Annotated in this window: 8 protein-coding genes; 3 read left to right on the top strand and 5 right to left on the bottom strand. The window is 75.7% G+C overall.

Features of this window, described 5'->3' with window-relative positions; translation table 11 throughout:
- The 5 genes from AB0G35_RS33290 to AB0G35_RS33310 all read right to left on the bottom strand — a co-directional run bounded on the left by AB0G35_RS33290 (nucleotide 1) and on the right by AB0G35_RS33310 (nucleotide 6,068).
- Nucleotides 1–945 (bottom strand): alkaline phosphatase family protein, encoded by a 945-nt coding sequence (locus AB0G35_RS33290; RefSeq protein WP_360957288.1) that lies wholly within the window; start codon nucleotides 943–945, stop codon nucleotides 1–3.
- Nucleotides 946–1,087: 142 nt separating this feature from the next.
- Nucleotides 1,088–1,645: a G/U mismatch-specific DNA glycosylase gene (gene mug / locus AB0G35_RS33295; RefSeq protein ID WP_360957291.1), complete on the bottom strand. Its 558-nt coding sequence runs from the start codon at nucleotides 1,643–1,645 to the stop codon at nucleotides 1,088–1,090.
- Between the two features lie 15 nt (nucleotides 1,646–1,660).
- A complete protein-coding gene (purB, locus tag AB0G35_RS33300) occupies nucleotides 1,661–3,094 on the bottom strand; it encodes an adenylosuccinate lyase (RefSeq protein ID WP_360957308.1) in 1,434 nt (477 codons plus the stop codon).
- An 87-nt stretch (nucleotides 3,095–3,181) separates the two neighbouring features.
- Nucleotides 3,182–5,164, bottom strand: coding sequence for a transporter substrate-binding domain-containing protein (locus tag AB0G35_RS33305; RefSeq protein WP_360957294.1), 1,983 nt, complete (start codon nucleotides 5,162–5,164; stop codon nucleotides 3,182–3,184).
- Nucleotides 5,165–5,243: 79 nt separating this feature from the next.
- Nucleotides 5,244–6,068, bottom strand: a complete 825-nt coding sequence (locus AB0G35_RS33310) for an SGNH/GDSL hydrolase family protein (protein ID WP_360957297.1) — start codon at nucleotides 6,066–6,068, stop codon at nucleotides 5,244–5,246.
- A gap of 931 nt (nucleotides 6,069–6,999) precedes the next feature.
- Here AB0G35_RS33310 and AB0G35_RS33315 point away from each other — a divergent pair.
- The 3 genes from AB0G35_RS33315 (at nucleotide 7,000) to AB0G35_RS33325 (ending at nucleotide 13,793) form a co-directional block, all read left to right on the top strand.
- Entirely contained in the window at nucleotides 7,000–7,404 is a 405-nt protein-coding gene (locus AB0G35_RS33315; protein ID WP_360957300.1) for a globin, read from the top strand.
- A 225-nt stretch (nucleotides 7,405–7,629) separates the two neighbouring features.
- A complete protein-coding gene (locus AB0G35_RS33320) occupies nucleotides 7,630–11,025 on the top strand; it encodes an ABC transporter permease (RefSeq protein WP_360957303.1) in 3,396 nt (1,131 codons plus the stop codon).
- A gap of 56 nt (nucleotides 11,026–11,081) precedes the next feature.
- On the top strand, nucleotides 11,082–13,793 hold the full coding sequence (locus AB0G35_RS33325) for an FtsX-like permease family protein (protein WP_360957311.1): 2,712 nt from the start codon (nucleotides 11,082–11,084) through the stop codon (nucleotides 13,791–13,793).
- Nucleotides 13,794–13,883: the final 90 nt, after the last annotated feature.

The raw sequence follows: 13,883 nt of genomic DNA on the forward strand, positions 1-13,883 counted from the left end.
TCAGCTCGCCCAGATGCCGGTGATGTCCTTGGCGTCGGCCGCCTTCCCGGCGTGCGAGGTGCCGTACATGTCCTCAAGGGTGCGCAGCACGTCGTAGTGGTTGTAGGTGGTGTCCGAGGTGGCGCCCGGCTGCACCGGCTGGCCGTACAGGACGGTCGGGATGCGGTTGCCGCTGAGGCGGTTGTCCTCGTCGAAGGTGACCAGCAGCAGGCTGTTGTGCGTCTTGGCCCAGTCTGCGTAGCTCTTGAGGTGGTTCTTCAGCCAGGTGTCGCCGGTGGAGACCGAGCAGTCGTGCATGTCGCCGCAGAGGTTCGGCACGACGTAGGACACCGTCGGCAGCCGGTCGAAGTCGGTGGGGAACGCGTCGAAGGTGTGCGCCGTGTTCGTGGGGACGTTGCCGAAGCCGAACCAGGGGTTGTGCTTCTGCGCGTACTTGCCGCTCTTGCAGGTGGTGGAGCCCTCGGACGGCAGCGACTCGTTGTAGCTCGCCCAGGACTTGCCGGCCGCGGTCACCTCGGAGGCGAGGTTGGGGGCGGAGCTGAAACCGGGGGTGACGCAGCTGTCGTCGGTGACGCCCTGGGTGTCGCCGGAGAACATCGCGTAGTAGTTGGGCTGGCTGGGGTGGGTCTCGGCGTACGAGGCGGTGAGGCTGGCGCCGTCGGCAGCCAGGGAGTTGATGTACGGGGCGCGGGAGCTGCCCAGCACCTGGCCGTAGGCGTGGTTCTCGAAGACCACCACGACCACGTGGTCGGGGGTGGGCACCCCGGCCGCGGCGGGCTCGGCGCCGAAGCCGTTGCCGGCCCAGATGCCGAGTCCGGCGGCGGCGAGGCCGAACGCCCCGGCGAGCGCGGTGAGCCGGTGGCGGCGCGAGCGGCGGCCGCGGTGGTCCGCGGAAGCCGCCGCGGCGGAGGGGGAAGCGGAAGGCGGGGAGGACGGAGTGGGCACGACTGCCTCCGTACGGAAGTGTGGGGGCGTGCACGGGCGGCGACAGAGTAGAGCCCCCAGCGTGACATGTACACGCCTTCAAGGTGACGGTTGGCCGAACGCCCGCCGTCCGCACACCGCACGGTCCCGAAAGCCGGACCCGCTACCCCTGCCCGTCCTCTGCGAACGCCGCCGCACGCAGCCGCCCGTACTCCTCCGCCATCGTCGCCGGCGTCCAATGGGCGTTCAGCCCGCTGGGATTGGGCAGCGCCCAGATCCGGGTGTCCCCCAGCGTGCGCGGCTGCGGCCCGACCACCGCGCGCTTGTCGTCGAAAGCGACGCGGTACGCCGTGACCCCCGCGACGGCGAGCCAGCGCGGCCGCAGCCGGGCCACCTTCTCCGCCAGCAGCCGGCCGCCCTCGCGGAACTCCTCCGCGGTCAGCTCGTCCGCCCGGGCGGTCGCCCGCGCGACGACATTGGTGATCCCGACCCCGTGCACGAGCAGCTCCTCCTGCTCGTGGGGGTGCAGCCGCCGGGGGGTGAAGCCGGCGGCGTGCAGCACCGGCCAGAACCGGTTGCCGGGCCGGGCGAAGTGGTGGCCGGTCGCCGCCGACATCAGCCCGGGATTGATCCCGCAGAAGAGGACCCGCAGACCGCTCGCCGCCACGTCCGGGACGAGGCGGTCACGAGCGGCCTGCAGCTCCTCCGGGGTGAAGCGCACCTCACGGCTCCCGGGTCAGAGGATCGCGCCCGGGGTGTAGGCGGCGGCCTCCGGGTGCTGCTTGGCGATCTCCTCGATCCGGGCGACGACCGACGCCACCTGGTCCGCGGCCGCACCCGTGAACGACAGCTTGTCCGCCATCAGCGCGTCCAGCTGCGCCCGGTCCAGCGGGATCCGGGCGTCCGCCGCCAGCTTGTCCAGCAGCTCGTTGCGCTCGGCACCCTGCTCGCGCATGGCCAGCGCCGACGCCACCGCGTTCTCCTTGATCGCCTCGTGGGCCTCCTCGCGGCCCACCCCGGCGCGGACCGACCCCATCAGCACCTTCGTCGTGGCGAGGAACGGCAGGTAACGGTCCAGCTCACGGGCGACGACGGCGGGGAACGCGCCGAACTCGTCGAGCACCGTCAAGAACGTCTCCAGCAGCCCGTCCAGCGCGAAGAACGCGTCCGGCAGGGCGACCCGGCGCACCACGGAGCAGGACACGTCGCCCTCGTTCCACTGGTCACCGGAGAGCTCACCGGCCATCGAGGCGTAACCGCGCAGGATCACCATCAGGCCGTTGACGCGCTCGCAGGAGCGGGTGTTCATCTTGTGCGGCATCGCCGACGAGCCGACCTGGCCGGGCTTGAAGCCCTCGGTGACCAGCTCGTGCCCGGCCATCAGCCGGATCGTCTTCGCCAGCGACGAGGGGGCGGCGGCCAGCTGCACCAGCGAGGTGACCACCTCGTAGTCCAGCGAGCGCGGGTAGACCTGCCCGACGGACGTGAAGGCCTGCCCGAAGCCGAGGTGCGCCGCGATCCGCTGCTCCAGCTCGGCCAGCTTCGCCGCGTCCCCGCCCAGCAGGTCCAGCATGTCCTGGGCGGTACCGACCGGGCCCTTGATGCCGCGCAGCGGGTAACGGGAGAGCAGCTCCTCCAGCCGCGCGTACGCCACCAGCAGCTCGTCGGCCGCGGTCGCGAACCGCTTCCCCAGCGTCGTGGCCTGCGCGGCGACGTTGTGCGAGCGGCCCGCCATCACCAGCTCGGCGTGCTGCGCGGCCAGCGAACCCAGGCGCGCCAGCACGGCGACCGTGCGGTCCCGCATCAGCTCCAGCGACAGCCGCACCTGCAGCTGCTCGACGTTCTCGGTCAGGTCGCGGGAGGTCATGCCCTTGTGGACCTGCTCGTGCCCGGCCAGCGCGTTGAACTCCTCGATCCGCGCCTTCACGTCGTGCCGGGTGACCTTCTCACGCTCGGCGATCGACGCCAGGTCGACGTCCTCCAGGACCCGCTCGTAGTCGGCCAGCGCCTCGTCGGGGACCGCCACCCCCAGGTCCTTCTGGGCACGCAGCACGGCGAGCCACAGCTTCCGCTCCAGCTTGACCTTGTACTCGGGGGACCAGAGCACGGCCAGCTCCGCGGAGGCGTAGCGGCCGGCCAGAACATTGGGGATGCGAGGCTTCGCAGACACAGCAGTCACGTGGTCAGATTCTACTGGCGATTCGCGCAGGCCAGCGCCCCGGTCCCGGCTGTGCGTTCCTACAGGCGCTGCGGGCCCCTACACGCCCTCGTTGACGGCCGCCCGCTGCACCGCGCAGTCCTCGACGTGCCACCGCTTGAGGATCCCGGTGTACTCGCCGCTGTGGAGGAGGCGGTCGAGGGCTCCCCGCACGGCGTCACGCAGCGCCGGTTGATCCTTGGGCACCACGATGCCGTAGAGCACGGGGTCGAGTTGTCCGCCGACGAGTTCGAGGACGCCGCCGCCCGAGAGGGTGGCGGCGGTGTGCGCCGCCACCGGGAAGTCGTCCAGACAGGCCGAGGAACGGCCCTTGGCGACGTCGTCGTAGACGTCGGCCTGCGCGTCGAACTCCCGGATCGTGATCTTGCCGACCTTCCGGCCGAGCTGGTCCACGGTGTCCCGGGCCACGGAGCCGCGCTGGACGGCGACCGTCCTGCCGGCCAGGTCCTCGGGCTTCTTGATGTCCTCCGGATTGCCCGTGCGGACGACCAGCACGAGCCCGGCCCTGAAGTAGTCGACCATGTCGACGCCGCTGCCGGTCTTCTTCCCCTCCGCGAGCCCCTGCTGTCGTTCCTTGGTGTCCGCCATCGCCGACATGACCAGGTCGAAGCGGCCCGTGGCCAGGCCGGCGAGCAGGGTGTCGAAGACGGCGTTCTCGAACGTGACGCGCACGCCCAGTTCGCGACCGAGGGCGTCCGCGAGGTCCACGTCGACTCCGGCGGGCCTGCCGTCCCTGACGAACTCCATGGGCGCGTAGGCGATGTCCGAGCCGATGGTGACCTTGCCCCTGTCACGGATCTCCGGCGGCAACCGGCCGGACGGTTCCGTGGCGCGGGCGGGCGGGTCCTCGGCGCTCTTCCCGTTGCCGCCGCGGCCCCCGCCCTCCGGCCACAGCGCCCAGCCGAGCGCCCCGGTGCCGGCCAGGCCCCCGACCACGGACAGCGCGGCGAGCACCCGGCGCCGGCTCGGCCCCGGGGGCGCGGGCAGCGGGGGCGTGGCGGTGTGCGCGGGCCAGGCCGGCGTCGCACCGTGCGACGGCGGGGGCGGCGGCCCGTCCGCATGCGTACGGGTCGGCAGCTGGTCGAACGGGACGCCGGCCGGCCCCTGCGCCGGCGGCCGCGGCGCGACGGCGTCCGGGGACCTGGGATCGGCGAGCCGCGCGGCCAGGCGGCGGAGCTGGACGGCGACGGGGGCCGGCAGCCAGTCGCCGTACGGGCCGGGCGCGCCCACCCGCGCCATCAGGTCGGGCAGGGCAGGACGCCGCCCCGGCTCCTTGGCCAGGCAGGCCGCCGCCATCTCCTTGAGCCCGTCCGGGAGACCGTCGAGCCGCGGTTCCTCGTGCACCGCGCGGTACATCAGGATCTGCGGCTCGGCGCTCCCGTACGGGCCGCCGCCGGTCGCCGCGAACACGATCACCCCGCCGAGCGCGAACACGTCCGCCGCGCCCGTGACGTTCGGACCCGCCATGACGAGCTGCTCGGGCGCCATGAACCCCGGTGTGCCGAGGGCGGTGCCGGTCATCGTCAGAGCGGTGTCCGCGGCCGAGTACGCGATGCCGAAGTCGATCACCCGCGGCCCCTCGGCCGTGAGCAGGACGTTCGACGGCTTGAGGTCGCGGTGCACCAGGCCCTGCGTGTGCACCGCCGACAGCGCCTGCAGCAGGCCCGCGGTCAGCAGCCGCACCGCCTGCTCCGGCAGCGGCCCGCAGTCGTGCACGGCATCGCTCAGCGAGACCCCCGGCACGTAGTCGGTCGCCATCCAGGGCACGTCGTCATGCGGCGCGGCGTCGACCACCGGCGCCACGAACGGCCCGCCCACCCGCCGGGCGGCGGCCACCTCACGGGCGAAACGCGTCCGGAAACCCCGGTCGTCGGCGAGTTCGGACCGCGCGGTCTTCACCGCCACCGTCCGCCCGTCCGCCGCACGGCCGAGATACACCCGGCCCATACCGCCGCCCCCGAGCAGCCCGATGATCCGGAACGGTCCGATCTGCTGCGGATCGTCCTTGGTCAACGGTCGCATCCACTACCCCCACCCCGTGCCCGCACTTGTGCCGGGCAGTATTCCGCACGCCGTGCGGTGCCCGGTGGCTGCGCCCGCGTCACGCCCCGACCGGGGACCAGCCCGTGACGGGGCCGGGGTCCGTGTGGTCCGCAGGGCCGACCCAGAAGGCCGTGCCCAGCTCAGGGCTCACATGGGCGCCGGTCCGGCCGTCCCCCGAGGAGCGGCCGGTCAGTCGCCGCCCTATCCAGGGCACCAGGTGCTCGCGGGCGAACCGCAGGTCCGCGGTCCGCCGGGCCCGCCAGCCCGGCGGTGCGGCCGCCGGCAGAGGGGCGTCCCAGTCCGACTCGGCGGGCAGCCCGAGCGCCTGCCAGACCGCCTCGGCCACCCGGCGGTGCCCCTCGGCGTTCAGATGCAGCCGGTCGTCCGCCCACATCCGCGGGTCGGCCAGCGCCTTCGACGCGTACAGGTCCACCACCAACGCGCCGTGCCGCGCTGCGATCTCGTCGATCCGCGCGAAGAGTTGCTCCATCCGCGGCCGGAACCGCTCCAGTACGGGCCCCTGGCGGCCCGGGCTGCGCATCAGCACCAGCTGGCCACCGCCCTTCACCAGCAGCTCCGCCGCGGTCTCCAACTGCGCGCACACCCGCGCGACGTCGCACTTCGGGCGCAGGACGTCATTGAGCCCGCCCACCAGCGTCACGAGGTCCGCGCCCATCGAAGCGGCCGGGCCGCACTGGTCGTCCAGGATCTGCCCGATCAGCTTGCCGCGCACCGCGAGGTTGGCGTACCGAAAGCCGGGCGCCCGCGCGGCCAGCCGCGCGGCGAGGAGGTCGGCCCACCCACGATAGGAGCCGTCGGGGAGCCCGTCGGACATTCCTTCGGTGAAGCTGTCGCCGACGGCTACGAAACTGGTGTACGACACATGCGGATGCTATACGGCCCCACGTACTCGGCTGCAGCGCCGTGGTGGTTGCTCGCCGGTGCGCGCTTGGCGGTGCCGCGCACGTACCCGTCTGTCCCGCCGTGGGGGTTTCTCGCCGTTTCGCTGCGCTTTGCGGTGCCGCGTACGTTGTCGGCTGGCCCGCCGTGGTGGTTTCTCGTCGTGGCGCCTGCGGCGGGCGGGGTGTTGTCGGGTGCGGTGACGGTCCTCCGGGGCCTGGTGTGTGGACTGCTTCGCTTTACGTCCACACACCAGGCCCCTCCGGCCCGTCCCCTCCCGTGGGTGGAGTGGGAATGCGGTGAGTGGGGGCGGACGTTGGGGCATGCAAGGGGGCTTGCGGTCCCGTAGGGGAGGCTCGAACAGATCCCGTAAGGGGTGCGAGGGCCCCCTGCGGGGCCACAACCCGACAGGCCGGGGCAGGTATTCCCGACAGCGCACAACGAAAGGCACCGCCGAAGGCGGCCGGACGACGACGCCCGCACCCACCGGCCTCTCCCCCCCCCCACCCCCGGGAGGGGACAGACCGGAGGACGAAGTCTGGAGGGCTGTCACCGCACCCGAAAACACCCCGCCCGCCGCCAGGCGCCACGGCGAGACGACCCGCGGCGGGACGGCCGCCAACGTACGCGGCGCCGCATGCGCGCAACGGCGAACAAGCCCCACGGCGGGAAAGCCGAGTACGCGGGAGGCGCCGCAAGCGCAGCACCCCGCGGCGGGCAAGCCAGGCACGTGGAAGGCACCGCAGAGCGCAGCGCCCCCGGCGGGCAAGCCAGGCACGTGGAAGCCACCGCAAGCGCAGCGCCCCGGCAGGACAGCCAGGCACGTGGAAGGCACCGCAGAGCGCAGCGCCCCCGGCGGGCAAGCCAGGTACGTGGGAGGCCGGCCAAGCGCAGCGCCATGTCACCATGGAGCCGTGAACGAGATTCCACGCGGCACGCTGCAGGAGCAGACCTTCTACGAACAGGTCGGCGGCGAGGAGACCTTCCGGCGCCTCGTGCACCACTTCTACCAGGGAGTCGCCGAGGACCCGCTGCTGCGGCCGATGTACCCGGAGGAGGATCTGGGGCCGGCCGAGGAGCGGCTGGCGCTGTTCCTCATGCAGTACTGGGGCGGCCCCCGCACGTACAGCGACGGCCGCGGACACCCGCGGCTGCGGATGCGGCACGCTCCGTTCACCGTCGACCGGGCCGCGCACGACGCCTGGCTCCGGCACATGCGGGACGCGGTGGACTCGCTCGGCCTGGCCGAGGAACACCGGACGCAGCTGTGGAACTACCTCACGTACGCGGCCGCGTCGATGATCAACACCCCGGACTGACGACCGGCGCGAGAGATACGTCACATCTCCCCGTCCTTGCCCGGCCGCGGGCGGGCGAGGGTCACCTCCGTCACGATCCGGTCAAGGTGGCCCGGAAACCGCTTACCGGACGCCTCGCACTCTGGCAGCATCCGTGCCATCCGTTGCGTCGATCACTCGTATGAATCCGTTCGACCGACCGCGAGCGAGTGACCGCGAGCGACGCTGAACACGGCAGGGGGGACCGTGGCCGGCTATGCCGTACTGCGTGTGCGGGCGCACCGTCTGCTGCTGGTCGCCGCCCTGCTGTCGGTGCTGCTGACCGGGACGGTGCTGGCGACTCTGGCGGCGTTCTCGGAGTCGGTCGGTGACGCGGGGCTGCGGCAGGCGCTGCGGACCCGTTCGGCGGCCGCGGCCGCGCTCCAGGTGAAGGCTCAACTCCCGCCTGCGGCAAGGGTGTCGGCGGACCGTGCGGTCGCCGCGGCGGCCCGGCGGGCGTTCGACGGGCTGCCGTACACGGTGCGGACGCTGACCCGTTCCGGGCCGTATGCGCTGCCGCGCACGCCCGCGCCGGCCGGGGCCCGCACCGGTGAACCGGACCTCACCCAGCTCGCGGCCCTGGACCGGTCCCGGCTCGCCCTCGTCAAGGGCCGCTGGCCCACGGCGGAACGGCACGGTCCGCTGCCGGTCGCGCTGCCCGAGGCCGCGGCCGCCCGGCTCGGGGCCGGGCCCGGACGGCGGTTCACCCTCGACAACCGGCTGTCCGGGCCGTCGCATCTGACCGTCGTGGTCTCCGGCGTCTACCGGCCCGAGGACCGGACCGACCCGTACTGGAACCTCGACGAGCTCGGCGGCCGAGGGGTGCGCACGGTCGGCTTCACCACCTACGGGCCGCTGCTGGCCGACCCTGCGGCGTTCCGCGACGGGCGGCTGGTGCAGGACTCGGTGGGCTGGCTCGCCACCGCGGACTTCCGCACGCTGACCGCGGACCGGCTGCCGGCCCTCGGCGCCGCGGCCGGCCGGGCCCCCACGGCACTGATGGCCGATCCGGCGTTCGCCGGGCACGCCACCGCGAGCACCGATCTGCCCGCGGCGCTGGGGCAGTTGCGGCGGGCGCTGCTGGTGAACCGTGCCACGATCCTGATCGTCGCGCTCCAGCTGGTGCTGCTCGCCGGGTACGCCCTGCTGCTGGTCGCCCGGATGCTGAGCGGTGAACGGGCCGGCGAGACGGCCCTGTTGCGGGCCCGCGGCGCTTCCCGGCGGCAGCTGGCCGGGCTGGCCCTCGCCGAGTCGCTGCTGCTGGCGGTGCCGGCCGCGGTCGCCGGGCCGCTGCTGTCCGGGCCGCTGATCCGCCTGCTGGCCGCGCACGGCGCGCTGGCCCGGATCGGGCTCCCACTGGACACCCGGCTCACCGGCGCGACCTGGCTGACCGGCGCCGGCGTGGCCCTGGGCTGCGCCCTCGCGGTGGCCGCCCCGGCACTGCTGCGGACCGGGTCCGACGCGCCGCGCCGGCGGCGGGCCGGTGCGCTGCCCGGTGCCGCACGGGCCGGCGCGGACCTGGGACTGCTGGTGATCGCCGGGGTCGCGTACTGGCAGTTGCGGCAGCGGACCGCGCACGGCGGGGCCGGCGGCGGGGTGCTGACCGGCGACGGGACCGGCGCGCTGGGTGTCGACCCGGTGCTGGTGGCCGCCCCGGCGCTGGCGCTGCTCGCCGGTACGGTGCTGACGCTGCGGCTGCTGCCGCTCGCCGCCCGGCTCGCCGAGCGGGGCGCGGCCCGCGGCCGGGGGCTGGCCGCGGCGCTGGCCGGCTGGCAGATCAGCCGGCGCACCGCCCCCGGCGCCGGGGCCCGCGCGGGCGGCGGGTACGCGGGGCGGGGCGCCGGGCCGGTGCTGCTGCTGGTGCTGGCCACCGCGCTGGGCATGCTGGCGATCGGCCAGCGGGCGTCCTGGCAGCGTTCGCAGGACGACCAGGCCGACTTCCGGGCGGGCGCGGCGGTACGCGTACTGGCCAGCAGGACACCGGAGTTCGGGCAGGGCGGCGGCTATGCGGCGGTGCCGGGGGTGGCGGCGGCGCTGCCGGTGGGGCTGGTGAACCTGGACCTGTCGGGCGGCCGGTCCTCCGCGCTGCTCGCGGTGGACTCCCGGAGGTCGGCGGGGGCGCTGCTGCTGCGCGGCGACCTGGCGGGCGGCGCCGCGGACCAGTCGGGCGTGGCGGACGGGGTGCTGCGGGCGGTGGCGCCGAAGGACGACCGGAGCGTGGGCCTTCCTCTGCCGCGCGACGCCGACGCCTTGCGGGTGACGGCGGAGCTGCGGTCCGTCAAGGCACTGCCGCGGGTGGCCGACCCGCGGCCCGGCGACCCGGGGCCGGACACCGGCCCGGTGCCCGCGGCCCTCTCGGTCCAGGTCACCGACCGGTTCGGGGTGCCGTACACGCTGCCGCTGGGCCGGCTCGCGGCCGACGGCCGGCCGCACACCCTCCGGGTGGATCTGGCCGGCCCGGCCGGTCCGCCGGCCGGGCGTCCGGCCGGGCCGCTGCGGGTGACCGGTCTGCTGGTCGACATGGACCAGTCGTCGGTGTCGTACCGGCAGCGGCTGACCGTGTCCGCCGCGCAGGCCGTCACCGCCGGCGGGGCGGTCCGCCCGCTCACCGCGCCGGCCGGGCCGGGCTGGCGGGCCCGCCTCACCGACAAGAGCAGTTCCCTGGGCCTGCCGTCCGGGCCGCGAGCGGGCCGGACCGAGGTGCCCGCGGGCGGGCTGCTGGCGCAGACCTACGACACCGGGGCCCGGCCCGACGCATGGGGTGCGGCGGTGACGACCGTGCGGATCACCGCCGCGCATCCGCCGCTGCCGCCGCTGGCCGCCGTGGCCACCGACGCGTATCTGCGCGACAGCGGCTCCAAGGTCGGGTCGGTGGTCGATCTGCCGGTCGGCGGGCAGCAGGTGAAGGCGCGGATCGTACGGGCGGTGCGGGCGCTGCCAGGCCCGGCGGACGGCCCGCCGGCCGGTGGCGGGCTGCTGGTCGACTTCGGGGCCGTCAACGCGGCGCTGTCCGACCTGGGTGCCGCGCCGCTGACCGCCACCGAGTGGTGGCTGCGCCCCGGGCCGGGTGCGGGGGCCCGGGTCGTCGAGGCGCTGCGGGCCCGCCCGGACACCGACCCCGGCCAGGTCCTGGCGCGCGCGGAGATCGCCCGGGAGTTGCACGACGATCCGCTGGGGCTCGGCCCGCAGACCGCGCTGACCGCGGCCGCGGTGGTCGCGGTGGCCCTGGCGGCGGTCGGTTTCGCGGTCGGCGCCGCCGGGTCGGTACGCGAACGCGACCGCGAGTTCGCGGTGTTGCGGGCACTGGGGGCGCCGCGCCGGCAGATGGCCCGGATGCTCGCCGCCGAACAGGGGGTGCTGATCGTGCTGGCGCTGGCCGTCGGCGGGGTGCTGGGGGCGGTGCTGACCCGTGCGGTGGTGCCGCTGGTCGTGCTGACCGGGCAGGCCACCCGGCCGGTGCCGCCGGTGCTGGTGGAGCTGCCGGCCGGCCAGGTGGCCGGGCTGCTGGCGGCGGTCGCGGCCGGGCCGCTGCTGGTCGTCGCGGCCCTCGGGCTGCGCCGCGGCGACCCGGTGGCGGCGCTGCGCGGGCAGGGGGTGCGGTGACGGTGTCGGCATCGGCGGCCCGGCGGGCGGGTGACCGCCGGGGGAACGCGCTCACCCTGCCGGGCTGGCTGGGCGTCCGGTTGCGGTCCGCGCGCGGCGCGGCGCTGGCGCTGGGCGCGCTGGTGCTGGTCACGGCGTTCCTGGCGGCGGCGTTCCCGCGCGGGGTGACGCAGTACGAGACGGACGGGCTGCGCCATGCGCTCGCCTCGGCGCCGCCCGAGCAGCGGGCCGTGGAGATCTCCGCCGGCCAGGCGGACGCCACCGGCAGGGACCCGGCGGGCGGCTGGGCCGCGGCGGTGCTGGACCGTCAGGACCGGGCGCTGCGCGGCCTGTTCCGGGCCCCGCTGCGGACCTCGGCGGCCGACGCGGTGCACGGCGTGCGCACCACGCAACCGCTGGCGGCCCGGGACGCCTGGCTGCCGCGGCCGGACGGCGTCGATCCGAAGCTGTCGCTGTACGCGGCCTCCGGCCTCGCCCGGCACGCGACCGTCACCGAGGGCCGGCTGCCGCGGGCCGCGGCACCGGGGGCGGGCACGCTGGAGGCGGCGGTCACCACGGCCACCGCCCGCACCCTGCACTTGCGCACCGGCCGCACCCTGCACCTGGACGGCCTGACCGTACGGATCTCCGGGCTGCTCGCGCCGCGGGCGCCGGACGGCGACCACTGGGCCGCGGATCCGCTGCGGGCGGCGCCCCGCCGGGACGTGACCGAGGGGATCCCCGCGCAGAGGTTCTGGCGGGCCGGGCTGCTGCTGGCGCCCGGGGACGGGCCGGCGCTGCTGTCCACCGACGGGAAGGCGGAGAAGTTCTGGCACTATCCGGTCGACGCCGGTGCGCTGACCGCCGCGGACGCCCCGTTGTTGCGGGAGCGGGTGCTGTCCGTCGAACACGGTGCGACGCTGGCCCGGTTGCGTGCCGTGGTGGGCACCGGCGCGCTGGCGGACAGCGCGGTGGACGGGCTGCTGGACGGCTACGCACGGACCCGGGCGGCGATCGCCCCGGTCATCGCGGTGGCCGCGTTCGGCCTCGGCACCGTCGCGGGGATCGTGCTGCTGATGGCCGGCGCGCTGACCGCGGAGCGCCGGCGCCCGGAGCTGGCGCTGCTGCGGGCCCGCGGCGCGTCGCTGGCGGGCCTGGCCGGGCGGCTGGCGGCGGAGACCGCGGTGGTGGCGCTGCCCGCCGCGGCGGGCGGCGGTGGGCTGGCGCTGCTGCTGGTGCCCGGTGAGCGGGTGGCGCCGGCGCTGCTGGCGGCGGCCGGGGCCGGGCTGCTGGGCACGCTCGCGCTGCCGCTGCGGGCCGTCGCCGCCCACCGCCGTCCCCGTCCGGCCGTCCGCGCCGATCCGGCCGGGGCCCGCCCGTCCCGGCGCCGGACGGTGGCCGAACTGACCGTGCTGGTCCTGGCGGTGGGTGCGGTGGTCACGCTGCGCCGCCGCACCACGGCCGGCGGGGGCGTGGACGCCCTGGTCAGCGCCGCCCCGGTGCTCGTCGCCGTGATCGCCGCGCTGGTGCTGCTGCGGCTCTGGCCGCTGCCGCTGCGGCTGGCGGCCCGCCCGGCCGCCCGCACCTCCGGGCTGACCGGCTTCCTCGCGCTGGCCCGCGCCGGCCGCGCCCCGGCCACCGCCGGCCTGCCGCTGCTGGCCCTGCTGGTCGCGCTGACCACCGCGTCCTTCGGCGGCTCGGTGCTCGCCGGGGTCGCCGCGGCCCGGGACCGTGCGGCGCTGACCGCGGTCGGCGCGGAGGCCCGGATCTCCGCCGAACGGCCGCTGCCCGCCGCGCTGCAGCGCGCCGTGGCCCGGGTGCCGGGCGTGGAGGACGCGGTACCGCTGCGGATCAGCGTGCAGACCGCGGACGACGGCGGCGCGCCGCTCTACCTGGTGATCGCCGAACCCGAGGCGTACGCCCGGCTCGCCCGCGCCACGGGACTGGGCGCCTTCCCCGCCGCCGACCTCGCCGACCCGGGCGGCGACCGGCCGCTGCCCGCGATCGTCTCCCCACGGGTGCGCACCCGGTTCGGCGACGCCCCGATGGCGCTGCAACCGGAGTACGGCCAACTCGTCGTCCGCCCCCGGGCGGTGCGCGCCGACACCCCGGCCCAGCCCGGCGGCGACTTCATGCTGCTCAACGCCCGGAGCGTGGCCCGGCTGCATCCCGACACCTACGCCGAGGCGGACAACGGCCCCACCACGATGCTGCTGTCCGGCCGCGGGCTGGACGCCGGGGCGCTGCGGGCCGCGGTCCGCGCCCACACCCCGGCGTCCCTCGCCGTCCGTGTGTCGCTGCGCTCCGCCGAACGCGCCGAGCTGGCCGATTCGCCGCTCCAGCAGGGCGCCGAACGGCTCTACACCGCCGCCGTCGTGGCCGGTGCCGGGTTCGCGCTGCTCGCCCTGCTCCTCTCCCTGCTGCGGACCGCCCCGGAACGCACCCGCCTGCTGGCCGGGCTCCGCACGATGGGGCTGCCCCCTGGCCGGGGGCGGCGGCTGATGGTGCTGGAGGCGCTGCCGCAGGCGCTGCTGGCGGCGGTCGGCGGGGTGCTGGCGGGGGCCGCCGCGATCCGGCTGCTGGGCCCCGGCACGGACCTCACCCCGCTCGCACTGCCCGGCGCGGCCGGCGGCGGGCCGGGCACGGTACGGCTGCAGACCGATCCCGCGTCCCTGCTGCTGCCGTCGGCGGGCGTGGTCGTGCTGGCCCTGGCGGTCGCCCTGGTCCAGGCGTGGGTGGCCGAACGTCGGCGGGAGAGCAACGAGTTGAGAGCGGGGGACCCCTCATGAGTTTCCTGAGTCAACCCCTATGCCGCCAAGGGCGTGTCGGCGGCCATGTTGATCTTGTCGTTGGCTTGGTGGATGGCGGGGTCGTAGCAG

The sequence above is a fragment of the Streptomyces sp. NPDC021749 genome (genome assembly GCF_040640655.1).
In the GTDB taxonomy this organism is placed as follows: Bacteria; Actinomycetota; Actinomycetes; order Streptomycetales; family Streptomycetaceae; genus Streptomyces.

Excerpts from the sequence above, each read along its gene's own strand:
- AB0G35_RS33305 (WP_360957294.1), bottom strand. The coding sequence starts at position 5,164 with ATGCGACCGTTGACCAAGGACGATCCGCAGCAGATCGGACCGTTCCGG.